The sequence below is a fragment of the Sphingomonas cremea genome, assembly GCF_021502585.1.
GTDB lineage: Bacteria > Pseudomonadota > Alphaproteobacteria > Sphingomonadales > Sphingomonadaceae > Sphingomicrobium > Sphingomicrobium cremea.
In genome coordinates, this window is the sequence record NZ_JAKFGM010000004.1 from 1 (window position 1) to 25,470 (window position 25,470).

27 protein-coding genes are annotated in these 25,470 nt (G+C 62.5%); 12 read left to right on the plus strand and 15 right to left on the minus strand.

All coding sequences use genetic code 11. The features are described from left to right. The coding region (locus tag LVY65_RS12915) for a hypothetical protein (RefSeq protein ID WP_235068681.1) at positions 1-498 on the minus strand (498 nt) is incomplete at its 3' end. 307 nt (positions 499-805) lie between these two features. Between LVY65_RS12915 and zwf the strand changes: the two genes are divergently transcribed. From zwf to pgl, 4 genes are all read left to right on the plus strand, one after another. After that, entirely contained in the window at positions 806-2,263 is a 1,458-nt protein-coding gene (gene zwf, locus LVY65_RS12920; protein WP_235068682.1) for a glucose-6-phosphate dehydrogenase, read from the plus strand. Between the two features lie 69 nt (positions 2,264-2,332). Continuing rightward, positions 2,333-3,301, plus strand: coding sequence for a glucokinase (locus LVY65_RS12925; RefSeq protein WP_235068683.1), 969 nt, complete (start codon positions 2,333-2,335; stop codon positions 3,299-3,301). 104 nt (positions 3,302-3,405) lie between these two features. Further along, positions 3,406-4,161: an energy transducer TonB gene (locus LVY65_RS12930; RefSeq protein WP_235068684.1), complete on the plus strand. Its 756-nt coding sequence runs from the start codon at positions 3,406-3,408 to the stop codon at positions 4,159-4,161. Positions 4,162-4,218: 57 nt separating this feature from the next. Continuing rightward, positions 4,219-4,920, plus strand: a complete 702-nt coding sequence (gene pgl, locus LVY65_RS12935) for a 6-phosphogluconolactonase (RefSeq protein WP_235068685.1) — start codon at positions 4,219-4,221, stop codon at positions 4,918-4,920. 58 nt (positions 4,921-4,978) lie between these two features. Here pgl and LVY65_RS12940 read toward each other — a convergent pair whose 3' ends face one another. The 8 genes from LVY65_RS12940 to LVY65_RS12975 form a co-directional block, all read right to left on the minus strand. Continuing rightward, complete coding sequence (locus LVY65_RS12940) at positions 4,979-6,619, minus strand: MFS transporter (RefSeq protein ID WP_235068686.1); 1,641 nt, start codon at positions 6,617-6,619, stop codon at positions 4,979-4,981. Between the two features lie 76 nt (positions 6,620-6,695). Further along, positions 6,696-7,196: a DUF3833 family protein gene (locus tag LVY65_RS12945; RefSeq protein WP_235068687.1), complete on the minus strand. Its 501-nt coding sequence runs from the start codon at positions 7,194-7,196 to the stop codon at positions 6,696-6,698. After that, positions 7,193-8,248 (minus strand): NAD(P)-dependent alcohol dehydrogenase, encoded by a 1,056-nt coding sequence (locus LVY65_RS12950; RefSeq protein WP_235068688.1) that lies wholly within the window; start codon positions 8,246-8,248, stop codon positions 7,193-7,195. Before LVY65_RS12950 ends, LVY65_RS12945 begins: the two co-directional genes overlap by 4 nt. A 17-nt stretch (positions 8,249-8,265) precedes the next feature. Then, a complete protein-coding gene (locus tag LVY65_RS12955; protein WP_235068689.1) occupies positions 8,266-9,153 on the minus strand; it encodes an HpcH/HpaI aldolase/citrate lyase family protein in 888 nt (295 codons plus the stop codon). Continuing rightward, entirely contained in the window at positions 9,114-9,566 is a 453-nt protein-coding gene (locus LVY65_RS12960) for a MaoC family dehydratase (RefSeq protein WP_235068690.1), read from the minus strand. Before LVY65_RS12960 ends, LVY65_RS12955 begins: the two co-directional genes overlap by 40 nt. A 31-nt stretch (positions 9,567-9,597) precedes the next feature. Further along, positions 9,598-9,855: a hypothetical protein gene (locus LVY65_RS12965; RefSeq protein ID WP_235068691.1), complete on the minus strand. Its 258-nt coding sequence runs from the start codon at positions 9,853-9,855 to the stop codon at positions 9,598-9,600. A 24-nt stretch (positions 9,856-9,879) separates the two neighbouring features. Next, complete coding sequence (locus LVY65_RS12970; protein WP_235068692.1) at positions 9,880-12,201, minus strand: transketolase; 2,322 nt, start codon at positions 12,199-12,201, stop codon at positions 9,880-9,882. Positions 12,202-12,239: 38 nt separating this feature from the next. Continuing rightward, entirely contained in the window at positions 12,240-12,611 is a 372-nt protein-coding gene (locus LVY65_RS12975; RefSeq protein WP_235068693.1) for a winged helix-turn-helix transcriptional regulator, read from the minus strand. Positions 12,612-12,745: 134 nt separating this feature from the next. Here LVY65_RS12975 and LVY65_RS12980 point away from each other — a divergent pair, with 134 nt between their 5' ends. Next, positions 12,746-13,285, plus strand: a complete 540-nt coding sequence (locus LVY65_RS12980) for an FMN-dependent NADH-azoreductase (RefSeq protein WP_235068694.1) — start codon at positions 12,746-12,748, stop codon at positions 13,283-13,285. Here LVY65_RS12980 and LVY65_RS12985 read toward each other — a convergent pair. The 4 genes from LVY65_RS12985 to LVY65_RS13000 all read right to left on the minus strand — a co-directional run bounded on the left by LVY65_RS12985 (position 13,282) and on the right by LVY65_RS13000 (position 20,162). After that, complete coding sequence (locus LVY65_RS12985; protein ID WP_235068695.1) at positions 13,282-14,586, minus strand: dihydrolipoamide acetyltransferase family protein; 1,305 nt, start codon at positions 14,584-14,586, stop codon at positions 13,282-13,284. The genes LVY65_RS12980 and LVY65_RS12985 overlap by 4 nt on opposite strands. Further along, positions 14,583-15,596 carry an alpha-ketoacid dehydrogenase subunit beta gene (locus tag LVY65_RS12990; RefSeq protein ID WP_235068696.1) on the minus strand — a complete coding sequence of 338 codons (1,014 nt, stop codon included), beginning with the start codon at positions 15,594-15,596 and terminating at the stop codon, positions 14,583-14,585. The genes LVY65_RS12985 and LVY65_RS12990 overlap by 4 nt, the downstream gene beginning before the upstream one ends. Beyond that, positions 15,593-16,879: a 3-methyl-2-oxobutanoate dehydrogenase (2-methylpropanoyl-transferring) subunit alpha gene (locus LVY65_RS12995; protein ID WP_235068697.1), complete on the minus strand. Its 1,287-nt coding sequence runs from the start codon at positions 16,877-16,879 to the stop codon at positions 15,593-15,595. The genes LVY65_RS12990 and LVY65_RS12995 overlap by 4 nt, the downstream gene beginning before the upstream one ends. Positions 16,880-16,943: 64 nt before the next feature. Then, complete coding sequence (locus tag LVY65_RS13000; RefSeq protein WP_235068698.1) at positions 16,944-20,162, minus strand: amidohydrolase family protein; 3,219 nt, start codon at positions 20,160-20,162, stop codon at positions 16,944-16,946. Here LVY65_RS13000 and LVY65_RS13005 point away from each other — a divergent pair. Next, on the plus strand, positions 20,140-20,391 hold the full coding sequence (locus tag LVY65_RS13005) for a hypothetical protein (protein ID WP_235068699.1): 252 nt from the start codon (positions 20,140-20,142) through the stop codon (positions 20,389-20,391). The two genes, LVY65_RS13000 and LVY65_RS13005, sit on opposite strands and share 23 nt — an antisense overlap. Before the next feature lie 10 nt (positions 20,392-20,401). Continuing rightward, positions 20,402-20,677, plus strand: a complete 276-nt coding sequence (locus LVY65_RS13010; protein WP_235068700.1) for a DUF3297 family protein — start codon at positions 20,402-20,404, stop codon at positions 20,675-20,677. Here LVY65_RS13010 and LVY65_RS13015 read toward each other — a convergent pair whose 3' ends face one another. Next, the gene (locus LVY65_RS13015; protein ID WP_235068701.1) at positions 20,678-20,878 is read right to left on the minus strand and encodes a hypothetical protein; all 201 of its coding nucleotides are present in this window, start codon (positions 20,876-20,878) and stop codon (positions 20,678-20,680) included. Between the two features lie 236 nt (positions 20,879-21,114). Between LVY65_RS13015 and LVY65_RS13300 the strand changes: the two genes are divergently transcribed. The 5 genes from LVY65_RS13300 (at position 21,115) to LVY65_RS13035 (ending at position 23,802) form a co-directional block, all read left to right on the plus strand. After that, positions 21,115-21,249 (plus strand): hypothetical protein, encoded by a 135-nt coding sequence (locus tag LVY65_RS13300; protein WP_268828792.1) that lies wholly within the window; start codon positions 21,115-21,117, stop codon positions 21,247-21,249. Beyond that, complete coding sequence (gene pspA / locus LVY65_RS13020) at positions 21,242-22,018, plus strand: phage shock protein PspA (RefSeq protein WP_268828793.1); 777 nt, start codon at positions 21,242-21,244, stop codon at positions 22,016-22,018. The genes LVY65_RS13300 and pspA overlap by 8 nt, the downstream gene beginning before the upstream one ends. Positions 22,019-22,037: 19 nt before the next feature. Continuing rightward, on the plus strand, positions 22,038-22,430 hold the full coding sequence (locus tag LVY65_RS13025) for a PspC domain-containing protein (protein ID WP_235068702.1): 393 nt from the start codon (positions 22,038-22,040) through the stop codon (positions 22,428-22,430). Positions 22,431-22,432: 2 nt separating this feature from the next. Further along, positions 22,433-22,663 carry a hypothetical protein gene (locus LVY65_RS13030; RefSeq protein ID WP_235068703.1) on the plus strand — a complete coding sequence of 77 codons (231 nt, stop codon included), beginning with the start codon at positions 22,433-22,435 and terminating at the stop codon, positions 22,661-22,663. 167 nt (positions 22,664-22,830) lie between these two features. Further along, positions 22,831-23,802: an alpha/beta hydrolase gene (locus LVY65_RS13035; RefSeq protein WP_235068704.1), complete on the plus strand. Its 972-nt coding sequence runs from the start codon at positions 22,831-22,833 to the stop codon at positions 23,800-23,802. A gap of 55 nt (positions 23,803-23,857) precedes the next feature. Here the strand turns inward: LVY65_RS13035 and LVY65_RS13040 are convergent, their stop codons facing one another. Then, complete coding sequence (locus LVY65_RS13040) at positions 23,858-25,468, minus strand: S10 family peptidase (RefSeq protein WP_235068705.1); 1,611 nt, start codon at positions 25,466-25,468, stop codon at positions 23,858-23,860. Between the last annotated feature and the right edge of the window lie 2 nt (positions 25,469-25,470).

The following is a 25,470-nucleotide window of genomic DNA, read 5'->3' on the forward strand; positions in this document are numbered from 1 at the left end:
ATGATTGGCAAGCGCCGCAAATGCCTGCGGCTGCCGCGCCATTGCGGCGAAAGCCTTGGACTGGGCCGCATCCGCGTTCCGCGCCACCGCGGAGACCGCTTGCGCGGAACTCAGGGTTGCTTGGAATGCCTGTGGGTTCTTGGCCAGGGCACTGAAGGCTTGTGGATTGGCCGCGATGGCCGCCATCGCCTGGCTGTTTTGCGCCAGTGCCGCGAAGCCCGGATCGCTCGCCAGAGTGCGGAAGCTCGGGTTCTTCGACATCACCTCAAAGGCGTCGGTCTGCATCAGCTTGGGTATGGACGTATCGCCCAGAGCGACGTCGCCTTCCCCGATCTGGGGCGAGACATAGCGTCCGGCAGCGGAAATCGTGCCCTCCGCTGGACCGAGCGGCGGATAGATTCGGCCGAGTCCATAAGCGCCCACGGCCACCGCAATGATAGCGGCGCCAGTGACGAAATATCGCTTGTTGCTAGATTGAGTCGCTTCGATCGTGGCCACGTCGCACCCCCTTGCTGCGTTGAAACCAATCCATGATGGTTTACGCAAATTTAACAAGAGTCAATAAAAGACCGGCTAAAAAGTGGGGAGAATTGCGACCAATTGAGTGTCCATGCGCCAGACCGGCGGGGCCAATATGCCAATCTGATTCACCAACTCATGTGATTAAAGCGTCAGACACCGCTCCCTCTAAGCCTGTTTAAGGCGGCCAAGACATCGCGAAGCGCAGGCTTGGCCCCGCCCGGAGTTGCGGACGTTATGCAATGATAATTTCGCCAGAACGCAAGCGAGCCGCTAGGGAGTGGGAATGACCGCGGACAAGATTTCAACCCTGCTGCTGTTCGGTGCGACCGGCGACCTGGCGCATCGAATGCTGCTGCCCTCGCTCTACGGCCTTCACGCCGATGGGCTGCTGCCGGAAAATTTCAGGGTCGTCTGTACGGCGCGTAGCGAGCTCGATGATGGGCAATTCCGGGCCAGCGCGGTCGACGCTCTCAAGCAATATGTGCCGCATAATTTCTACGACCCCAGGACCGCCTTGGTGTTTTCGCGCAGGCTTACCTACGTGGCGCTCGACGCGACCAATACCGAAGGATTCAAGGCGCTGGCCAGCAAAGTCGATCCCAAGGATGGCCTCGCTATCTTCCTGTCGACCGCGCCATCGCTATTCAAGCCGACGATCGACGGGCTCGATTCGGCCGGCTTGACCGGGCCAAGGGTCCGCCTTGCCCTGGAAAAGCCGCTGGGAAGCGATCTCAGTTCAAGCCGGGAGATCAATGACGCGGTTGCGGCCGCCTTCCCGGAGCAACGGACGTTCCGCATCGATCATTATCTGGGCAAGGAAACCGTCCAGAACCTGCTTGCCCTGCGCTTCGCCAATTCGACATTTGAGCCGCTGTGGAACTCGGCCCATATCGACCATGTCCAGATTACGGTTGCCGAAACTGTCGGGCTGGAGGATCGCGGCGGCTATTATGACAGTGCCGGGGCGCTGCGGGACATGGTGCAGAACCATATGCTGCAACTGGTCGCCCTTGTGGCGATGGAGCCGCCCGCCGACTTCGACGCGACGTCGGTGCGCGACGAGAAGGTCAAGGTCTTTCGTTCGCTACGGCCGATCCGGTCCGATGACGTCGCCGATCATGTCGTCACCGGACAATATGGTTCCGGCGCGGTCGGCGGGGAGCCGGTCAAGGGCTATGTCGAGGAACTGGGCAAGGAATCAGCGACCGAGACGTTCGTGGCCCTGAAGGCCCACGTCGATAATTGGCGCTGGGCCGGAGTGCCTTTCTACCTCCGCACCGGCAAGCGCATGGCGGACCGGAAGACCGAAATCTACATCCAGTTCAAATGCGTGCCCCATTCGATCTTTGCCGCGCGCGGGGCGAGAACCCAGCCGAACAAGCTGATCATTTCGATCCAGCCCGAAGAGAATATCCGCTTGCTGGTCATGGCCAAGACGCCGGGGCTCGATCGTGAAGGCATAAGGCTGCGCGAAGTGCCGCTTGATGTTGGGATGGCCAATGCGTTTGCCGATGCCCGCCGCCGCATCGCCTACGAGCGGCTTCTGCTGGACCTGATGGACGGGGATCCGACCTTGTTCGTTCGCCGCGACGAGGTGGAAGCGCAGTGGCAATGGATCGACCAGGTCCGCGCCGCCTGGACCGAATCGGGCCTAACGCCGAAACCCTATGGCGCCGGGAGTTGGGGACCGTCGGCGGCGATCGCACTCACCGAAAGGGACGGAGTCCACTGGCATGACTAGGATAGAGGCGCGGATTACCGCAGACGCCTTGCGCCACGGCATGTTCGAAGGCTCGATGGAACCCAATTTGTGAGAAGCATCGTGGCCGCGGACGTTGGCGGCACGCATGCTCGTTTCGCCTTGGCGGAGATCGAGGCGGGGCGGGTGGCAAGGCTTGGCGAACCGGTAACGTTGAAGACCGCCGATCATGCCAGCTTTGAAGATGCCTGGCAGGAATTCGGCCGTGCATTGGGGGCTCGTCTGCCCGATGCGCTTGGCATGGCCTTCGCTGGCCCTGTCGGTGACGGCGCGCTGAAGCTCACCAATAGTCCATGGGTGATCCGCCCGGCACTGTTGGAAGAACGCCTCGGCATCACCCAGTTCAAGATCGTCAACGATTTTGGAGCGGTCGCTCACGCTGTCGCTCAATTCGAGGACCAGCAATTCACGCACGTCTGCGGCCCGGAAGGACCGTTGCCGAAGCAGGGTGTCACCAGTGTCGTTGGGCCGGGCACTGGCCTTGGCGTGGCCCAGTTGCTGAAGGCCGCGGACGGCTATCATGTGATCGAGACCGAGGGCGGTCACATCGACTTCGCGCCGCTGGATGCGATCGAGGACAGGATATTAAGCCAGCTACGCCACAGCTTCCGCCGCGTGTCGGTCGAGCGGATCGCCAGCGGCACGGGCCTGTCGAACCTCTACGAAGTCATTGTCGCGATCGAGGGAACGGCTGTGCCGCGTCCAGACGACAAGGTGCTTTGGGCGGCAGCGTTGGAAGGATCCGACCCGTTGGCAAGAGCCGCGATCGACCGCTTTTTCCTGTCGCTGGGGGCAATCGCGGGCGATTTGGCATTGGCTCATGGCGCGAATGCTGTCGTCATCGCTGGCGGGCTTGGGTATCGGCTGAAGGACCGGTTCGCCGCCAGCGGCTTTGCCGAACGGTTCATCGCCAAGGGCCGCTTCCAGGGGCGCATGCAGAAGATTCCCGTCAAGCTGATCAGCCACCCGCAACCGGGCCTGTTCGGCGCCGCTGCTGCCTTCGCGACGGAGTTTCACTGACCGTCGTCGGAACCGCGCATATATTTGCCGCCGCGGCACGGGGAAAAGTCGCCTAATCCGCAGGCGTAACGAAACCCGTAGCCATGCGCTAACGTTGGGCACCCATGTACCAGCCACAGCTAACCCCCCGGGATCGTGCCGCCACCATCTTGATGGTCGTGGCGATTCACGTCGCGCTGGCCTTTGCATTGATCAACCTGTCGCCGCCGCTGCGTGAGCAACTGCCCCAGGACGTGGTCGAAATCTTCGACGTGACCGAGCCGCCTCCGCCGCCAGTCATCGTCGAGGAGCTGCCCAAGCCGGAAGAGACCAAGCCCCAGCGCGAAGAAGGCGCGGCTTCGGCCAAGAATATCGAAAGCAAGGCAACGCCGGTGGTCGCGCCGAAACCACCGATCCAGCTGCCGATTCCGCAACCGATCCCGGTCACCAAAACCCCCAATACCGGCACCGAAAGGACGCAAGGCGCATCCAATGTGGTTGGGCCGGGAACGGGGGCAGGCGGGGTTGGGACAGGGACTGGCAGCGGCGGGGCCGGCAGCGGTACCGGGGGAGGCGGTACGGGTGGGGTCGCCACCCGGCCGGCGGTTCTTCGCGGGATCACCAACCGCGACTATCCCGACGAGGTCGCGCGCTATTGGCCCCGTGGCGGGGCCGTGTTTATTGCGGTGCGCGTGCTTCCGAACGGCCGGGCGACCGATTGCAAGATCAACCGCTCAATCGGCATTCCAGCGATCGATCAGTGGACCTGCAAGCTGGTCGAGGAGCGGGCCGTATTCCGCCCGGCAACCGACGCCAATGGCCGGCCAATCGCATCTTGGTATGGCTATATTCAACGGGAGGTTGGTCGCGACCGTCGCTGAGCGCTGGCGTTTTCCAATTCATTGCGGCAATGCCCCGCTCCGAAAAGGGAGTCGCAAATGATCGAAGCCGAATGGTGGGAATATGACAGCGTCGACGAGATGGCGAACGCTGTCGCCGGCGACATCGGCTTCATCGTCGACAGCGCGATCGAGGCGCGCAATGCCGCGCTGCTAGCCTTTCCGGGCGGCGAAACGCCGATGCCGATCTATACAAAGCTCGCCGAGGCCAGCCTGCCCTGGAAGCGGGTCACGATCATTCCCGGCGATGAGCGGCTGGTGCCGATGGACAGCGAACTCAGTAATGTCCGCGCCATTGCCAAGACTTTCCTGCCGATCGGCGCCCGGGTCGTGCCGATCACCGGCGACATCGCGGACCATAAGCTGGCGGGCAATTCGGCCGACGCGCGGTTGCAGGACCTGTCCTGGCCGCCTGACCTGGTCTGGCTCGGCATGGGCAGCGATGGGCATACTGCTTCGATCTTCGCGGGTCCGGACCTTGATGACGCATTGAATGCTCCAAAGGCGCGCCGCGCTGTAGGCGTGATGCCCGACCCGCTGCCCCCGGAAGCGCCGGTTGCGCGGGTAACGCTAACCCGCGCAGCCATCCTTTCCGCGCGAACGATCCTCATCACCATACGCGGCCAGCAGAAGCGCGAGTTGCTCGAGCAGGCGATCGAAGACGGTCACAGCTCGAAACTGCCGATCGGCCGGGTGCTGGCCGAGGCCGAGCAGCCGATCGACATCCACTGGTGCCCTTGATCGGCTGAAGTCGAACGTCTGCTTCGCCAGGAAAGCGGGAATCGGCGATATTGGCCGATCAGGCCTGATCGAGCGGCTTACCAGCCGTTTCCTTCATGAAAATCAGCGCACAGACGACGCTTAAGGCCGTGAAGAAGATCGGGTACCAGAAGCCGGCATAGATATTGCCCGTTATTGCGACCAGCGCGAAGCTGGTGACCGGCAGGAAACCGCCCACCCAGCCGGTCCCGATATGATAGGGCAGGCTCATTGCCGTGTAGCGGATGCGGGTCGGGAACATCTCCACCAGCGCCGCGGCCTGCGGCCCATAGAGAGCGGTTGCAGCGATCACCAGCACCAGCATCCAGAAATAGAGCCTGATCCAGTTGATCGTTTCCGGCTGTGCACTGGGCGGATACCCGGCGTTGGCAAGATCGGCCTTGAGCGCGGTCGCCACTTCGGCCTTACGGTTTTTCAGGGCCCGGCCATCGAGCGCTTTACCGTCCGCTACTTCCAGCGCAGTGCTGCCGACCAGGATGCGCGTCAAGCCGTCGGCCGAGGCACGTTCCTTATAGCCGATGCCGGTCGAGGCGAGCTGGCTCTTGGCAATGTCACAGCCACTGTCGAAGCGACGAGTTCCAACGGGGTCGAACTGGACCGAGCAGGTTGCCGGATCGGTCTCGACGATTACGGGCGTGCGGGCCTGGGCCGCGACGAGCGCCGGGTTCACCGCCTCGGCGATGGCGTGATAGCCGGGCACATAAGCAATCAGCGCCAGGAGCATGCCGGCCACCATCACCTTCTTGCGGCCGATCCTGTCGCTGAGTCCGCCGAAAAGTACGTAAAGGGGAGCCGAGACGATCGTCATCACCATGATCACGACGTTCACGCTGGCGCCCCGCATGCCGAGCGTCTTTTCAAGAAAGACCTGGCTGTAGAAGAAAGTCGAGTACCAAACCGCGCCCTGAGCAGCCATGAAGGCGAAGAAAGCGACCAATACGATTTTGAGGTTGGCGGAGTCCGCGAAGGCTTCGCGAAGCGGCGTCTTGCAGACCTCTCCTTCCGCCTTGAGTTTGGCGTAGGCTGGGCTTTCGCTCAATTTGAAGCGCATCCAAATCGAGATTGCGAGCAGGAAGATCGACACGAGGAAGGGGACGCGCCAACCCCAGGCGGCAAACGCTTCCTCGCCGATGATCGTTCGGGTGAGGAGGATGACGCCGAGCGCGGCGATCAGGCCGACGGCGGCCGACGATTGAATCCAGCCGGTCGCCCAGCCGCGACGATGATCGGCGGCGTGCTCGGCGACATAGATCGCCGCCCCACCATATTCTCCGCCAAGCGCCGTGCCCTGGCAGATGCGCAGGAAGATGAGCAGGATGGGCGCGAGGATGCCGGCCTGGCCATAGGTTGGCAGCAGGCCGATGGCGAAGGTCGCGCCGCCCATCAGGCTAACAGTGGTAAGGAAGGTCGCCTTGCGCCCTATACGATCGCCCATCACACCGAAGATGATCGCGCCGAGCGGGCGGAATGCGAAACCGGCAGCGAAAAGGCCGAGAGCGGCGATCAGCGCGGAAGTCGGATCGAGACCGGCAAAGAATATCTTCGAGATGACGGTAGCCAGGCTGCCGAAGATGAAGAAATCATACCATTCGAACGCGGTACCCGCCGACGAGGCGGTGACAACGCGGGCCATCGACCAGGGCTTGGCCGGATGCGACATGAAGGGCTCCCCCGAGAATATATCTGCTTTTCAGCTACGACCCTAACGCCCGCACCGGGCGGCGCAAGCAGCGCCGTCAGCGCTTCTCGATGCGCTCAGTGATGCTGGCGACCTTGAATCCCCATTTGGAAAAGCTCGTCCTGTTTTGCACCGTTTGACCGCCCGGCAAGGCGGTCAGCCAGGTTTCGACTTTGATCCCGCCTTCCATCGAATAGCGGATGCGAATGGCCTGGCCCATCGCTTGGGCTTCGACCTGGCTGGTCGCGCTGCTGATCGTCCCGGTATATCGGCCGGGCGCTACTTCGCGCAGCCGCCAGTGCCGGAGGCGCACCGGCTCGCCTTCGACCGTGACTTTCTGGTCCAGGAGCAGCCGTCCGTCCTTGTCGGCATGTCCGACGCTATCCACCGCTACGCGCTTTTCGCGCTTGAACGCCTCCTTGAGCCGACCTTCCCCGTGAGTGGCCCCGGTGAAAAAGGTGACCGGGTCGAAAGCTTCAGCGGCCGCGTACGCCTTGACGGACGCTGCGGTCGCGCCGACGGCAAGAACTGCCGCAAATGCGGCGGGGCCTCGAGTCACAGGCCCTGCGTCACATCGATCACGAAGCGATAACGGACATCGTTTTTCAGCAGCCGCTCATAGGCCTCGTTGACCTTGTCCATCGTGATCGTCTCGGTCTCCGGATAGAGTTGGTGCTCGGCGCAGAATTCGAGCATTTTCTGCGTTTCAGCGACGCCGCCCACACCCGATCCGCCAATTGCCTTGTTGCCCATGATCAGCAGCCCGCCGTGGATCGACGGCAAGGGCTCGATCGCCCCGACCAGGACCATCCGCCCGCCGCGGCGCAGCAGGGTCAGATAGGGCTGGACGTCATGCGCCACCGGAATGGTGTCGAGGATGAAGTCGAAACGGCCCGCAGCCCCCTGCATTTGTGCCGGGTCGCGCGAAACGATCACGTCATGCGCGCCGAGCGCCCGTGCGTCGTCGGCCTTTCCCGGTGAAGTGGTGATCATGGTCACATGGGCGCCCAGCGCCGCGGCGAACTTGACCCCCAAATGGCCCAGCCCGCCTAGGCCAGCAACCGCGACCTTCTTCCCGGGCGCGACCTTGTCCGCATATTGGCGAAGCGGCGACCAGGTCGTGATCCCGGCGCAAAGTAGAGGGGAGGCGCGAGCCGGATCGAGCCCTTCCGGCATCTGGAAGACAAAATGTTCGCGGACAACGATATGGTCCGAATATCCGCCCTTGGTGATGCTGCCATCGACCTTGTCGACGCCATTGTAGGTGAAGGTTGCCCCGCCGAGGCAAAACTGCTCCCAGCCGTTGAGGCACTCCACGCAGGTTAGGTCGCTGTCGACGACGGTTCCGACGGCGACCGTGTCGCCAACCTTATGCCGGGCAACGTTTGGACCGACATCGGTGACGATGCCGACGATCTCATGGCCGGGGATGACCGGATAGCGGCTGTTGTGCCAATCGTTGCGACACTGATGAAGGTCGCTGTGGCAAATGCCGGCATAAGTAATCTTGATCGCGACATCATCGGAGCGAAGATCGCGCCGCTCGAACTGCATCGGCTTCAGGGGTTGGTCGGCGGCCTCGGTTCCCCAGCCACGTGCTTGCGTCGGCATAATGCTTCCTCCTGTAATCAGCGGACCCGGCTAAGCACCCCTTCAGCTTGGACGAGATGGGGCCGGTCAACCATTTTGCCGGCAACCGATAGCACGCCTGCGTCGGGTTCGGCGGCGAAGGCTTCGACGACTGCCCGGGCATGGGCAATTTCCTTCGCCGACGGAGTGAATGCGGCGTTGATTGGACCGATCTGGGCTGGGTGTATTGCAAGCTTGCCGGTAAAGCCTTCCGACGCGGCGGCGCGCGCCTCGCGGATCAGTCCCGCCTCGTCCCGAAAGTCCGCGAACACTCCGTCGACCGGCTGGACCTTGGCTGCCACCGCTCCTGCCAGGCACAGCGATCGGGCCAGCTTGTAGGTAAATGCAAGCTCGCCATCGGCTCCATATTTGGACGAGGCGCCCAGGGCGGAGGACAGGTCCTCTGCGCCCCAGCTCATGGCCACCAGTGCCGAGGCCGCCTTGCGATAGGAAAGAAGGCCGAAAAGCGAGGCCGCCGTTTCGGTGACAATCGCATGGACCGGCAGGCTGCGCGGAGCGAGTGCGGCGCAAAGATCATCGACGTCGTCGCCGCTCTCGGCCTTCGGCAAAACGATTCCGTCGATGTCGAAATCGTCGAGCGCTTCTAGATCCTCGTCGTGCGCCTCGGTGCCGATAGGATTGATCCGCACCCATCGCACCGGCTCTCCATCGCTGCGGGGCGGCAGCAAGCTGAGCATCTCGCGGGCAAGCATCTTCCGGGCGGGCGCAACGCTGTCCTCGAGATCAAAGATGACCGCGTCCGCGTCGCTCTCCAGCGCTCGCATCATCTTCTTGTTGCTGTCGGCGGGACAGAACAGCCAGCTGCGCGGCGGGGGACCGCAGTCCTTCATTGCGGCTTCTTCAACAACAAGGCCGAGCGCGTGCACTTGCACACCAGCTCGCCACGTTGGTTGAAGCTGCGATGTTCCCAAGTGACGATGCCGGCATTGGGGCGCGACTTGCTCTCGCGCACCTCCATGCACTCGGTTTCGCTTCGAAGCGTGTCACCCACGAAAACCGGCGCGGGGAAGATGAGCTTGTCGTAACCGAGGTTGGCAACAAGCGTGCCGAGCGTGGTGTCGGTGACCGACACGCCTACCATCAAGCCAAATGTATAAATCGAATTGACCAACGGCCGGCCAAATTCGCTTTCGGCCGCAACTTCATGGTCGAGGTGCATCGGCTGCGGATTGTGGGTGAGCGCGGAAACCAGCACATTGTCGGTTTCGGTGACGGTGCGGGTGACGGCATGGGCGACTACATCGCCGACCTGCCACTCGTCGAAATATCGTCCTGCCATGCTCCAGCCTTAGGCGACTGGCGGGCACGCCTCAAGCGGCGCCGAGCTTGGTCCTGAGTTCGCACATGCCGATGCGGTCAATCGCCTCGCCCCGATCCTGGGCGCGGACGACGTTGGCAATGTGGCCCAGCATCTGGCCGACAATGTCGACTGCCTGCAGCGCCATGCCATGTTCGGCGACGATTTCCGGGCTCATCGCCAGTTCGTCGCCCATCATCACCAGCAGGTCTCGGGCATGGTCGAGCTCGGCGGCGAGCAGCAGGTCTAGCGGAGTCGTATGGCGGTCCATCCGCTTGGGGTAGAAGGATTATCCTTAAGAAGCGGTATGCGGCAGCAATACTTCCGCGATCGCTTCGGTAATGGCGGCACCGTCGAGGCGGTAGGCAGCATAAAGGTCAGACAGGCTGCCGGTCTGGCCGAAACGTTCGACCCCAAGTGGCGCCACGCGCTGTCCGAGCACCCCGCCAAGCCAACTCAGCGAAGCGGGGGCGGCATCGCAAAGGGTCACGAGGCCGACGCCCGGGGCGAGCTGCGACAGCAATTGCTCGACATGGCTCGGCTCATGCTTGCCTTGCCAGCGGCCAGCTTGGGCAGCGGTCCAGCCGCGGTGCAGCAGGTCCGGCGAGGTGATCGCGAGCAGGCCGAGACCCGGCAGGTCAACGCTAAGTTCCTCCCAAGCCGCCAACGCTTCCGGCATCAATGCGCCCATCGCGACGATTGCCGCTTCGGCGTTGTCACCGGGCTCCTTCAGCCAGTAACCGCCCTTCAGCGCACCGTCCTTCCAGCGGCCGTCAATGCGCTCAACCTGCTCGATCGAGCGAGTGGTCAGCCGGAGATAAGTGGATTCCCCGTCGGGATCGTCGATAAGCCGGAAGGCCTCCTCCATCATCGCCGCCAATTCGTCGGCATATGCCGGCTCGTAATGGCGGAGGCCCGGCTGGCCGAGCGCGATTAATGGCGGATTGATCGACTGGTGCGCGCCACCCTCCGGCCCCAAGGTCAGCCCCGATGGGGTCGCGACAAGCAGGAAACGGGCGTCCTGGTAACAGGCGTAGTTGAGGCTATCGAGGCCGCGGGCGATGAACGGATCGTATAGGGTGCCGATCGGCACCAGCCGCTCACCAAATAAATCTCCCGATAGGCCGAGAGCCGCCAGCATCAGGAAAAGGTTGGATTCGGCGATGCCAAGCTCAATATGCTGACCTTGATTTGTAGCAGACCATTTTTGCGCAGATGCAATCTTTGCAGCGGCGAAAACATCCCTCATTTCGCGCTGCTTGAACAGTCCGCGCTGATTTACCCAGGCGCCGAGGTTGGTCGAGACGGTGACGTCTGGCGAAGTTGTGACGATCCGGTCGGCAAGGTCGCCGCCGGCCCGGCTGAGGTCGAGCAGGATTCGGCCGAACGCGGCCTGAGTCGACTGTTCGTCGGCCTGCGGCGCGGGAATGGCTGGGATGGAAATCCGACCGAAGGAGCGCGACCGTTTCTCGCGGGCGATGCGGCTGCGCTCGATTAGCGCTTCGACCCCGGGTCGCTCATTGCCGCCAATGCCGCCCAGCGGCTCCCATTCTTCGCCTTCCTTGATCCCAATCGCATCCCGCAGCGCCGCGGCTTGCGTGGGGTTCATCAGCCCGGAGTGGTTGTCCTTATGGCCGGCGAACGGGAGTCCGTAGCCCTTGACGGTCCAGGCCACGAACAGGGTGGGGACGTCGTCCCGCGCCGCGTCGAAAGCCTCGACCAAGGTCTCCATGCAATGGCCGCCGAGGTCGCTCATCAAAGCGCCCAGCGCTTCGTCATCATGCTCTTTCAGGAAGGCGGAAGACTTTTTGCCGAGGTCAGTCTCAATCCGCGCTCGCCAGGCCGCGCTGCCCTGAAAGGAAAGGGCCGCGAAATCGGCATTGGGCAACTCGTCCAGCCACCCCTTGACCGTCGGATGCTTGGTCAAGGCTGCGCCCAGTCGCTTGCCGTAGCGCAGATCGATCGTCCGCCAGCCGCAGGAGGCGAAAATCTCGTCGAACCGCTCGAACATCCGGTCGGCACTGGTCGCGTCGAGGCTCTGGCGGTTATAGTCTACGATCCACCAGCAGTTGCGGATGTCGTGCTTGTAAGCCTCGATCAGGCATTCGTAGATATTGCCCTCGTCGAGCTCGGCATCGCCGATGAGCGCGACGAAGCGGCCCCGATCCTCCTCCGCCATCATGGCATGGGCGGTGAGATAGTCCTGCACCAGGCTGGCGAAGGCGGTGATTGCGACCCCAAGGCCGACCGAGCCAGTCGAGAAATCGACCGGAATCTTGTCCTTGGTTCGGCTTGGGTAACTTTGCATGCCGCCGAAGCCGCGAAATTTCTTGAGCTGGTCGAGGCTTTGCGAGCCAAGCAGGTAATGAATCGCGTGCAGCACCGGTCCGGCATGCGGCTTTACCGCTACCCGGTCGTTAGGCCCCAGCGCATGGAAATAGAGCGCGGCCATGATCGCGGTCATGGAGGAGCACGACGCCTGGTGCCCGCCGATCTTCAACCCGTCGGCACTTTCGCGAATGTGGTTGGCATGGTGGATAGTCCATGCCGACAACCAGCGCAGTCGGTCGTCGAGAATCTTGAGCGCGTCGAGATCGGCCGGAGTTTTCTTCAGCATGGCCCGCCACTAGCCGTTTGTGCCGACTGCGCAAATGGTCAGGCAGCGATGTCGTCACGCTCTGCATCGAAACGCCCCTGCGCTTCGTGAATCTCCGGCATATTGGCGATTGCCCAATCGGTGAGCGCGGTGACCGGTCCCTGGAGCGAGTGGCCAAGGCTGGTCAGCTCATAATCGACCCGCGGCGGAATCGACGGGGTCACGGTTCGGCTAACCAGCCCGTCACGTTCCAGCCCGCGCAGGGTGAGCGTGAGCATGCGCTGCGACACGCTGGGGATTTCGCGACGCAGCTCGTTGAAGCGGCGGGGCCCGCCGGCAAGCGTCGAAACGACCAGCACGCTCCACTTGTCGCCGATGCGCGACAACAGATCGCTGATCGTCCGGCAGATTGGGTTGTTCGGGTCTTTCATCGCTCGTTCCAGTTACCTGTTTGATACTGCAGCACAAATTTGTTTCGATCTCACAAAAAAGTGCCTTCTTGCGGGGTCTTCTTTGGTGGTTATTTAAAGTGTCCAGGTAACAAATCAATACTAAGGACAAAAAGATGACCATCCTCAAGATCGACAGCAGCATCACCGGCGAATCCAGCATTTCGCGTCAACTCACCGCCGCCATCGTCGACCAGCTTCTGCGTCAGCGTCCGGACGCGCGCCTTGTGAAACGCGACCTCGCCGCGAGTCCGCTTTCGCACCTGACCGAGCGCGGCCAGGACGAGCATGTGCTCGAAGAGTTCCTCGGCGCGGATGTAGTGGTGATCGGTGCGCCGATGTATAATTTCTCGGTACCGTCACAGCTGAAGGCATGGATCGACCGCATCGCGGTTGCGGGAAAGACGTTTCGCTATGGCGAGAATGGCCCCGAAGGCCTGGCCGGCGGCAAACGAGTGATCGTTGCCATCTCACGCGGCGGTTTTTACGATGCCGACAATGCGTTCGAGCATGTCGAAAGCTATTTGAAGATCATGTTCAACTTCATCGGTGTCGAGCCGGAATTCATTCATGCCGACGGCGTCAACTATGGCCCCGAGCAGCGCGAGGCAGGAATCGCCAGGGGTCTTGCCGAAGTCGAGCGGCTGGCGGCTTAAACGGAAAGAAGCCTGATCGGATTTTCGATCAGCGCCTTCATCGTCTGCATGAAGTTCGCCGCGTCCCAACCGTCGACAACCCGGTGATCGCAGGAGAGCGACAGGTTCATCAGCTTTCGGGCCTCAAGCTCACCATCGACGATCACCGGCATTTCGCGGACCTTGTTGACCGCAATTGTCGCGACCTGGGGCGGATTGATGACCGGGGTCGAAACGACTCCGCCCATCGGGCCAAGCGAGGAGATGGTGATGGTTGGGCCGGTCAGCTCCTCGCGGCTGGCCTTGCCGCTGCGCGCGGCATCGCTCAGGCGGAGCACTTCGCCGGCAAGCTGCCACACGCTCATGGCCTGGGCGTTGCGGATGACCGGGACCATCAAGCCGCCGTCGGTCTGGGTTGCGACCCCCATGTGCACGGCGCCGTGCCGGGTGACTACATTGGCATCGTCGTCGAACGTGGCGTTGAGCATCGGCCATTCCGCGACCGCCCTGGTCATCGCGGTGATGAGGAAGGGTAGCAGGGTCAACTTGGGGTTGGAACCGCGGTCGCGGTTCATCATCGCCCGCGTTTCCTCGAGCGCGGTGACATCGAACTCCTCTACCAGCGCGAAGTGGGGGATGCGGCGCTTGGCGTCCTGCATGTTCTCCGCGATTTTGCGACGCAGGCCGACGACCTTGATCGTCTGGTCGGCGCGCGGTGCAGCGCCGCGGGCCGAGACTCCGCCGCCATTATAAAGGAGGTAGGCGTCGAGGTCCGCGTGGCGGACGCGATCGCCCGTGATCTTTACCTGTGACAGGTCAATTCCGAGGTCTCGAGCGCGCTGACGAACGGTGGGAGAGGCCAGGACTTTGGAGCCGTGCACGGTCGGGAAATCCTGTTGAGGCGGGCTGGCAGCAGCTTCTTTCCCCTTGGGACCTGACGCTTGCGGGGTTGCAGGCTCCGGCTTTGTCGCCATCACCGGCATGGCTTGTTCCTGCTCCGGTGTCGGCACCTCTGCGCCATCGGCCAGCGGTTGCTCTCTTTCGCTCTCGGCCGCCGGCTCCTTCGCCGCGGGCTCTGCGCCTTCGGTCTCAATCTCCACCAGCACCGAACCGATTGCGATCTGGTCACCGACTTCGCCCGCCAGTTTCCTGACCACACCCGCAACGGGCGATTCCATTTCGACCGTCGCCTTGTCGGTCATCATGTCGGCCAGCTGCTGGTCTTCCTCGACCCGGTCGCCGATCTTGACGTGCCAGGCGACGATTTCCGCCTCTGCAATGCCTTCGCCGATGTCGGGCAGCTTGAACTGATAGACGCTCATGCTTCGAGGACCTTCTTGAGGGCGTTTTTCATGCGGATCGGGCCGGGGAAATAGACCCATTCATAGGCGTGCGGATAGGGCGTGTCCCAGCCGGTGACGCGCTCTACCGGGGCTTCGAGATGATAGAAGCAGCGCTCCTGCACCAAGCTGGTCAGCTCGGCTCCAAAGCCGCTGGTCTTGGTTGCTTCCTGGACGACCAGGCAGCGGCCGGTTTTCCTGACCGATTCCTCGATCGTTTCGATATCGAGGGGGACGAGGGTGCGGAGATCGATGACCTCGGCATCCACGCCGTTCTCCTCGACCGCGGCCAGCGCGACATGGACCATTGTGCCATATGCAAGCACGGTCAGCGCCTCACCGGCACGAACCACCTTTGCCTTGCCCAGCGGCACCGAATAATGGCCGTCGGGAACTTCGGACAGCTCATGCTTCGACCATGGCGTAACCGGCCGGTCGTGATGGCCGTCAAACGGGCCGTTGTAGATGCGCTTCGGCTCGAAAAAGAGCACCGGGTCGGGATCCTCGATCGCAGCGATCAACAGGCCCTTGGCATCATAAGGGTTCGAAGGGATGACCGTCTTGATCCCGGCAATATGGGTGAAAAGCGATTCCGGGCTCTGGCTGTGGGTCTGGCCGCCGAAAATGCCGCCACCGTAGGGCGATCGGATGACCATCGGCATGGTCCACTCGCCAGCGGTACGATAGCGTATGCGCGCAACCTCGGAGACGATCTGGTCGTATCCCGGGTAGATATAGTCTGCGAACTGGATCTCGATCAGTGGCTTCAGGCCATAGGCGGCCATTCCGACAGCGGTGCCTACGATTCCACCTTCGCTGATCGGCGCGTCGAAGCAGCGGGTCTTGCCAAACTGCTTCTGGAGGCCGGCCGTGGCGCGGAATACGCCGCCGAAATAGCCGACATCTTCGCCGTAAACGACGATATCGGGATCGCGCTCCATCATCACGCGGTGGGCGTCGTTGATCGCCTCGATCATGTTGCGCGTGGTCATTTCCGGTCCTGCCCCAGAAATTCGCGAGCCTCGGCCAACGCCTGGTCTCGCTGCTCGGCGAGGTGCCAGGGGGTCGAGGCGTAGACATCCTCGAACATCGACGGGATATCGTCGAAGCCCTGTTGCGGCAGAATACCCTGCGTTTCGGCTTCTTTCTGGGCGGCGCGAACGGTGGCGTCGATTTCCTTGTCGAGCGCCGTGTCGCGCTCATCATCCCATTCGCCGAGCGAAATAAGATGCGCCTTAAGCCGCTGAATCGGATCACCCAGCGGCCACTCCTCGGCCTCGCCCTTGGCGCGGTAGCCGGTCGGGTCGTCGGAGGTCGAATGGCCCTCGGCGCGGTAGGTGAAGAATTCGATCAGGGTCGGGCCCTTGTTGGTCCGCGCACGCTCCGATGCCCATCGAACCGCCGCATAAACGGCAAGGGCATCGTTGCCGTCGACCCGGAGGCCGGCAATGCCGTAGCCGATTGCGCGGCTGGCGAATGTCGCTTGTTCCGCCCCCGCAATTCCGGAGAAGCTGGAAATGGCCCATTGATTGTTGACCACCGCCAGGATGACCGGTGCCTGGTAGACGGATGCGAACGTCATCGCCGAATGGAAGTCGCCTTCCGCCGTCGCGCCATCGCCGATCCAGCCCATGCAGATCCGGCTATCGCCCTTGATTGCGGATGCCATCGCCCAGCCGACCGCCTGCGGATATTGGGTGCCAAGGTTTCCGCTGATCGAGAAGAAGCCATGCTTCTTGTCGGAATACATGATTGGCAGCTGACGGCCCTTCACCGGGTCGCCCTTGTTCGAATAAATCTGGCACATCATCGTCACCAGCGGATAGCCGCGCGCAACGAGCAGCCCCTGCTGGCGATAGGTTGGAAAGTGCATGTCCTCCGGGTCCATCGCGGTGGCGGCCGCGACCGCGATTGCCTCTTCCCCGGTGCACTTCATGTAGAAGCTGGTCTTGCCCTGCCGCTGGGCGCGATACATGCGGTCGTCGAAGACGCGGACCGTCTTCATATCCTTCAGCATCTTGCGCAGCGTATCGGGGTCAAGCTTCGGGTTCCAAGACCCGACAGCCTTGCCCTGCTCGTCAAGGACTCGGACGAGATGAGTGCAGAGCGGGAAAGTTTCTTCCGCCTTGGCCGAGACGTCGGGGCGAGAAGCCTCGCCCGCGGCCGGTACCTTAATCGACGAAAAATCGGGCGTGTCGCCCGGCCTGAACGGCGGCTCGGGCACATGCAGCGCCAGCGCCGGCCGGTTGCGGCGGGTGGAGGGTTTATCGCTCATCGCGCGTCCGCTTAGTGCGGACCGGGCGGCGGGGCAACTGGCGGGTCGCTAAAGCTCGATGGGCTCAGTCCTCCGAATGCGCATCTTTGGGTAGGCCCAGTGTCGCTCCCGCGGTGAAGGCACCGCCGGCCTGCTCGTTGAACCAGAAGGGCTTGAACCCACCTTGGCCGCCGGCGACGACCTGCAGGTTCTGATCGAACAGACGCCCCCCGGCCATGGTCATCGCGATATGGTCTGAGTTGCGGATGTTCTCGAGCGGATTGTCGTCGAGTACCACCAGGTCGGCGAGCTTGCCGGACTCGATGCTGCCCAGATCCTTGTCGAGGCCAAGTGCGCGGGCCGGGTTGATCGTACCGGTTTTCAGCGCCTCGAGGTTCGACATGCCGCCCAATTGGAACATCCACATGTCCCAGTGAGCACCAAGGCCCTCGCGCTGGCCGTGTGCGCCGATCGAAACCGGGACGCCGAGGTCGCTGACCTGCTTGGCTGCTTCGGAGATTTTGATGACATTATCTTCTTCAGGCGGGTTCATTACCGGCCGCCGCGCGCGGGCGTCGATCAGCGGACGCGGCGTCCAGCGCGCCAGGATCGGCTCCTTCCAAACCTCCGTGTGCTGGTACCAGTAGTTCTCGCCAAAGGCGCCGCCATAGGCGACAATCAGGGTCGGCGTGTAAGCGGTGCCGCTGCCCTTCCAATATTGCAGTACGTCGTCGTAGATATTCGCCACCGGAAGCGAGTGTTCGATCGTCGTGTGGCCGTCGGCGATCATCGTCATGTTCATCTCGAACAAGGAGCCGCCTTCCGGCACCACTTCCATGCCCAGCTGGCGCGCGGCCTCGATTATCATCTGCCGCTGCTCGCGTCGCGGCTGGTTGTAGCTCTTGACCGACCATGCGCCCGACGCCCGGAGGCGGCGGAGGTGCGTCAGCGCATCGTCGAGGCTGTTAATCTCGACCGTGAAGGGCGTCGTTGCGCCGTAGAGGATAGTGCCGGTCGAGAAGATGCGCGGGCCGAGGATCTTGCCCGCCTTCTGATATTCGGAGGCGGCGAAAATCTCGAACGTATCGTTCGACGGGTCGTGGACCGTGGTCACGCCATAGCCGAGCGCGGCGGCATGGAACCAGTTTTGCTTGGGGATGATCAGTTCGCTGCCCATCGAACCGTGCCAGTGGGCATCGATCAGGCCGGGGATGATCGTCTTCCCGCTGACATCGATGGTGCGCGTTCCGGCAGGAAAAGTAATCGAAGCCGTTGGTCCGACCGCGGCAATGCGGTCGCCTTCAATCAGGATGGTGCCGTTCTCGATTACCTCATCACCCTTCATGGTGACGATGCGGGCGCCGGTTAGAGCGATGCTGCCCGATGGCTTCACCTGGCTGGCAACAATCCCCAGCTCCGCGACCAGCGGTGCCGCAGCCTGCTTCCCGCCCTCGAATGCCCCCGCAGCGGCCAGGTTCTGGCCATAGAGATTGGGCCCCTGGCTCCAGTAAATGGTGCGGCTGTTGCCCGACCAGTGGATCCAGTCGCCCGCGTCAGCGCTGAGCCTCGATTGTGGCAGCGCCTTGCCGTCGGGAGCGATCTCGATCGACCGGCCCGAGCGGACGAAGGGCATGACGTAGGCCTGGTAGCGCTCGGTCCAGGCAACGAACTGCTCGTCGGGGGACAATGCGAAGTCCCCCGCATTTTGCGATATGAGGTGCGTCACCTCCTCCGTGCCTTGAACGGATACCGACTTCAGCAGCCGCTTCTCTTCTTCGCCGGTGGCGGTGAAGAAGATGCGGTCGTTGGTTGCGCCGAACATCGGCTGGGTTCCGGTCTTGGCGACACGCTTGGGCGTTCCGCCCTTGATCGGCACGACATAAATGCCGGGGTCGCTTCCGTAGAGCGGAGTGGTCAGGAATCCATCGGTCGTCTTGCGATAGGCGATCAGGCTGCCGTCGGGCGAGAAGGTCGGCTCGACATAATGGCCGGGGTCGGGGGTGACTATACGACCTTCGCCGCCGCCGACGCCGATCACCTTGATCCGCGCCGCCTTGTCATCATCCCACGCTACGTAGGCGACCTGCCGCCCGTCGCGGGAAAAGGTCGGATAGCTTTCGAAATCGTCGCCCCTGGTCAGTCGCTTGGGATTGTTTCCGCGACCGTCGGCGATCCAAATGCTGCCAAGCGCTTCGTAGACGATTCGCGACCCGTCCGGGCTTTTCTGGGCGAAGCGCACCATCTTGGTCTTGAAGCTTGCGGGGGCGACGTCCTTTTGCTGGCGAACCGCATCCTCGACAAAGCGCGTTCCCGTGACATGGAACGGGATTTCGTTGACCTGCTTCGACGCGACGTCGGCCCGATGAATCCCACCCTTCGCCCAGAAGACGATCGACTTTCCGTCGGGCGTCCAGCTCATGCCCGGATAGACGCCTTGGACCGCCCAGGTTTCCTGCATGTCGCGGTCGAGGATGTCGGTGAGGGGTGTGATGCGGCCGGATTTCAGGTCCATCAGCATCAAGGTCGATTTGTACCGGACCCGGCGGATGAAGGCCAAGCTCTTGCCGTCGGGCGACGGGGTGGGGCGGATGGCGCCACCCGGCCCGCTGATCAGCGTTTCGATCTCGCCGGTCTGCCGGTCGAGGCGCTGGATGACGTAAATCTGGCCGTTGACGTCTTTCGAATATTGGAAGGTATCGCCCGGCGTCGCGTCGTCGGAGAAATAAAGGTAGCGGCCGTCGGGTGAAAAGGCCGGTTCGTTGGTGTCCTTTTGCTTGGTGCGGGCCTTGGTCATCTGCACGCCCGCGCCGCCGCCTTGCCGATGGTACAGCCACATCTCCCCCGCGCCCAAGGAACGGGAAGAGGTGAAATGCTTGCGTGCGACGATGAAGTTTCCGTCCGGGGTCCAGTCGGCCTGGTTCAATAGGCGGAAATCTTCCTTGGTGATCTGTCGCGGTGTCGATCCGTCGCGGCGGATCGTCCAGATATTGTCGCCGCCGCCGCGATCGGACGTGAAGGCGATCTCCTGGCCGTCGGGGGAATAGCGAGGTTGCATGTCCCACGCATGGCCGGTCGAGATGGCGTGCGCTTCGCCGCCTTCGATCGGGATCACATAAAGGTCGCCAAGCAGGTCGAACGCGATTTCGCGGCCGTCCGGCGAAACGTCGAGCGACATCCAGGTGCCGCGGCGGGTGTCGATCGCAGCGTCATGGCCCGGCCCGTGGCGGGCGTTGACGTCCCATTTGGGCGGCTTGACGCCGTCAGCCGCAGGAGCCGCGGGAATGCCCGGTGGTTGCGGCTGCATGATCGGCGAGGCCTGGCCAGGTTCGAGTGGCGGTGGGGCGACCGGCGGCGTCGGCTGCGCCATCGCTGCGGAAGCAGCAAACAGCGAACAGCTGATGAAGATCGGTAGTTGGCGCATTGAAACCCCCGGACGACTGGAATTGCGCCGGACATTGGCGGGGGGTTATGCCGATGACAACGGCGTTACACCGCCGTTCGTCGAATTGACGGAAGGCGAGCGCAGCGGCTAGTGCGCGCACCATGTCCGAAGAGAAGAAACCGCTCCCCGACCGCCTGTCGCTCGACCCACGTAGCCCGCACTTCGACGAGGAAGTGCTTCGCCACGGCGTCGGCATTCGGTTCAACGGCGTGGAAAAGACCAACGTCGAAGAATATTCGATTTCCGAAGGTTGGATCCGCATCGCCGCCGGCCGCAGCCGCGATCGTCACGGCAATCCGATGACGTTGAAGCTCAAAGGAAAGGTCGAGCCGTTTTATGAGGCCGCGCCCGAAGGCGAAGCGGACGCCGACGCCTAACTAGGCCTGGTTTTCGCGCCGCTTCCGCCGGCGCTCGATCAACTTCTTGGCACCCCATCCCGCCGCCAGCACCATGGCCAGCGGGCCCAATCCCCGTCGAGCGATGGTGGGCACTGCGGCGCCGACCAGCGCCCCGGTCAGCTTGCTGTCCTTGCCCGCGATCTTCTCGCCGGCGATTGCTCCCAAAATCTTGCCTAGCATTTCATCTCCCTTGGCGTTGCAGCCCGATTGCAGGACATAGCGCGCAGCGTGCGCGCCCGGTTCCACTCGATTGGCCCAGCATCCCAAATGATGGTGGGAATTTCCGCCAACTTGCCCCGCGATGAACGGATGTGGCGTAATATTTGGCTGAAATCTCCAATTGGCACAACCCTTGTAGAGAAAGGGCCAGGACCAACGGGCCAGGGCCCAGCGGTCCGAAAAAGGGAGATTTAACGATGTCTGGTTCGAAGTTTCAGCGCCATCTTATCGCGGCCTTCGCGTCGCTTCTGATGAGCACGATCGCGGTTGGTGCCGCGGTAGCGCCGGCCCAGGTTTCGGCCGCCAACGTGAAAGTTGTTACCTATGCATGATTTGGAACCGATCGAGGCCCGCCCGGCCATCCGCATCCCGCGGCAGACCGAAGACAGGAATGAGACGGTTGTCCGTTTCGCGCCGCTTAGCGGCATCCTGTCGGGCCCGATCTTCACCCGCACCCGGGACATCATCGCTGCGAACATGTCGGATCTGCTCGACCGGTCGGAAGACCCGGCCCGAATGATCCGCATGATCATCAACGAGATGGAAGAGACGCTGGTCGAGGTACGGGCAACCGCCGCCCGCTCGATCGCCGACATCAAGGAAATGCGACGTGCCTGCGCCCGCCTCGACGATCTCCAGCATGGCTGGACCGAGAAGGCCGAGCTGGCGCTGGGAAAGGGCCGCGAAGACCTGGCCCGAGCCGCGCTGGCGGAGAAGCAGAAGGCGGCCGAAATGGCCGAGAGCCTGCACGCCGAAGTTTCGCAGATCGAGCACGTGCTGCGCGGCTATGAGGCCGACATCCAGCGGCTGCAGGCTAAGCTGGCCGAGGCCCGCGCCCGGCAGAACGCCATTGCCAGCCGATTCGAGAGCGCGCTGACCCGCGCCCGGACCAGCGAACTGCTGCACGGCAGCCGCACCGAGGAGGCTTTCGCCAAGTTCGAGCTCCTGGAGCGCCGCGCCGACTTCGCCGAGGGCCGCGCCGACGCGCTGGCGCTTACCGGGCCGAAGAGCCTTGAGGAAGAAATCGCCGAGCTACGCTCCGCCGATGCGGTCGATGCCGAGCTCGATGCATTGAAAGCCGCGCTGGCGGCCAGGAACTGACGGGAAGGAAAAGAGGGGAATGTCCGTGTCCAATCGCTATTCGATGAACCGCCGCGACAAGAAGCTTGCCGGAGTCTGCTCGACCATCGGGGACGTGTTCAATATCGACCCGACCTTCATCCGCGTCGGCTTCGCCGCGACGGCGATCCTGATCAGCTGGAAATTCGCGCTGATCGCCTATGTCGCCGCCGGCATTTACCTCCACGTCCAGAAAGGACGGGTGATGCGCGGCAAGGATCGGCCTTCGGATTTCGAGCGCATGGGTGAGGTGGGCCGTGGTCGCACTTCGGTCCATGACATGCTGACCAAGCTCGACGTCAATGATCGCCGGATGATGGCAATCGACCACCACCTCAACAGCCAGAATGACGAACTCGCGCGCGAAATCGAGGCGCTGCGAGGGGAGAAGTAATTATGGAACCGCTATCCATCGCGCTGATCGGCGCCAGCGTCTTCCTTGCGATTGGCCTGGCCTGCATCGCCGGCCTCAAGGGTTGGCAATCCTGGCTCGATTACAAGCGGCTCGAACTGGCCAGCCAGACCGGCGATCACGGCCTGCCCCCCGCCTCCGGACGGATCGAGCTCGCGGACCTTAAAGAGCGTGTCCGCAAGCTCGAAGCGATCGCAGCCGGAATCGACCTTTAACGGGACGACCTCTTCCCCACCCCCCGTCCCGGCCTGGGCGGTCCGCACCATCAAGCGGGCCGCCTCTTTTTTGCGGCCCCGCTACCTGCGCAAAAGTCCGCTTTGGAGAAATGCGGACTTAAGCGACGCTTTCAATTATGGTGAAGGCTGCCAACGGGAGGCGTGCGATGCGGAAATGGCTTATCGGTCTTTTGGCTGCTGCATTTGCGGTAGTCGCGGCTTTTCTTCTGTCACCCTGGCCCAGCGTCTATGTGATCCGGGCGGTCTTCGACAAAGGGGCGGCCGAGGCATCGGAGAGGTTGAACAAGCATGTTCCCGACACCGTCCGAACGGTCACCATAAGTTATGACCCCACCGATAAAGACGCTGTGCTTGATGTGCATCGGCCCGCAAGGACCAACCCAAGAACTCCCCTGATCGTTTGGATTCATGGCGGCGGATTCGTGTCCGGCCGCCGCGGTGACATAACCAACTATGCAAAGGTGCTGGCCGGCCAGGGCTTTAACGTCGTGAACGTTGATTACACGATTGCCCCGGAAGCGCAGTACCCGATGCCAGTCCGGCAGGTGAGCAAGGCGCTGGCTTTTTTGAGCGCTCAGGGCGGGAAGCTTGGGATCGACACCAGTCGCATCGTGCTGGCCGGCGACAGCGCCGGTGCACAGATAGCGGCGCAAACAGCGGCAGTGACGGTCAACCCGGACTATGCACGCCGGGTAGGCATCGTTCCCGGGGTGCGACCGTCACAGATCGCGGGGACGTTGCTTCATTGCGGAGTTTACGACGTAACCCGAATGGGAGGTGGAGGCGGCATTCTCGGATGGTTCGTGAAGTCGACGACATGGGCCTACAGCGGCAAGCGCAACTGGCGGGATGCGAAAGGCTTCGACACGATGTCGGTGGCGCCTAACGTGACAGCGGCGTTCCCTCCGTCATTCATAAGCGCCGGGAACGCCGACCCGCTTGGCCCGCAATCGGTCGCGATGGCCGACGCGCTGGAAACAAAGGGAGTGAAGGTCGAGCGGCTATTCTTCCCAGCCGGCTACAAGCCGCCGCTTGGCCATGAGTATCAGTTCGACCTGGATTCCGAGGCAGGCAGGCTTGCGCTGGCACGGTCAACTGCCTGGCTCAAAACGCTTTGACGTTAATGTCCGCCCTAGGCCGAAGGCGGCACTTAAGAGTGCGCCAGCGCAAACCCTAAGGCGTAGCCGTTCGGCGAATGAAGTCGGCGACATTGTCATGCAGCGCCTTCAGTGACGGCAGGTGCGCGTAAACCATGTGCCCGGACTCATAATAACGATACTCGATATTGCCCTTTAGGCTGGCCGGGATCGGCAGGTGCCGCATCTCAAATCGTCCAGCAAAATAGGGCGTCGACACATCATAATAGCCGCCATTGACCATGACTTTGAGATCCGGGTTCTGCTTCATGGCGGTGGCGAGGTCGGGCAGGACATTGGGTAGCGCGATCAGCGCCCGCTCCGCGCCCGGCGGCTTGTGCCTGTAATCCCAGCTCTCATAAATCGAGATACCCGATTTAAAGGCGATGCCCGGCTCGTAATGAAGGCTTCCGCGCACATAGCTATTGAACGCGCCAACATAGGCCGCGCTGATTGCACTGCTTTGCGGATCATAGGTCGCGACCTTGCTCAACGGATCGAGGGTCGCGCCTAGAAAACGGGTATCGAGCGTGCCGACCGTTTGCTCCTGGTCGCCGAGCAGCTCCTTTTGGAAGGCGCCGTACTGGATTCGCAAATTGGTCTTGAGCAGGTAGGAAACGGATAGGCCGGTGAATGCCGACAATTGCTGCGCGACGCGCTGACGCTCTTCGTCGGGAAGGTCGCTGCCCTTGATCAGCGCCTGCAGATATTCGGTCGTCGCGAAATTCTCTACCCGGCCGAGGTAGCTTTGCAGGTCGCCGTCGGGCCGTGCGATTCGATTATGATACCAGGCGGTCGCCGCATAAGTCGGCAGGGTCATGACATAGGGCAGGTCGACTCCGGGGTTCATCTGCGGATCGTCGGGAAGCAGATCCCATGCGAGGATGTCGGACAGGAGGATGACGCCATTCAAATCGATGTCCTGCGACTGCAGCGACAGCGCCATGCCCGCAGCGCGCATCGTGCCGTAGCTTTCGCCGAAGATATATTTGGGCGAATTCCAGCGGTCATATTTGGACAGGAACTGGGCGATGAACTGGGTGAAGGCGTCGATATCCTGGTCGACGCCGTAAAAAGCCTTTTCCTTGTCCTTGCCCGCAATCCGGCTGAAGCCCGTGCCGGGCGCATCCACGAACACAAGATCGGACGCGTCGAGCAAACTCTGTTCATTGTTGACGATGGAATAGGGAGCGGCAGGGGTGTGCCTGCCATCCGCAGTCTGCACCCGGACCGGGCCGAATGCGCCCATGTGCAGCCACACCGTCGAGGATCCCGGACCGCCGTTGAACAGGAAGGTGACCGGTCGGTTGGTGGAAGGTGCGCCATCCTTGAAATAGGCGGTGTAAAACATTGACGCTTCCGCCTTGGGCTTGGCGTCATCCTTTTCCTTGTCCTTATCGGCGTCCGCGGCGGCCTCAAGAAACTCCGTGTCATCCCAGTCCTTGGCATGGACCACCAGGGTTCCGGCCACGGCCTGATAATCGATACGACGGCCAGCGATGGTCACAGAACCACGTGACCGTTGCTCGCTTGTTCCAAAGATCGGTTTAGCCGGGGCCGTGGCTTCCGTGGTGACTGCGGCGGGCACATCTGCCTGCATGGCGGGAGTCGGAGCGAGCAGCGCAGCAACGAGAAGGGACAGGTTCATGC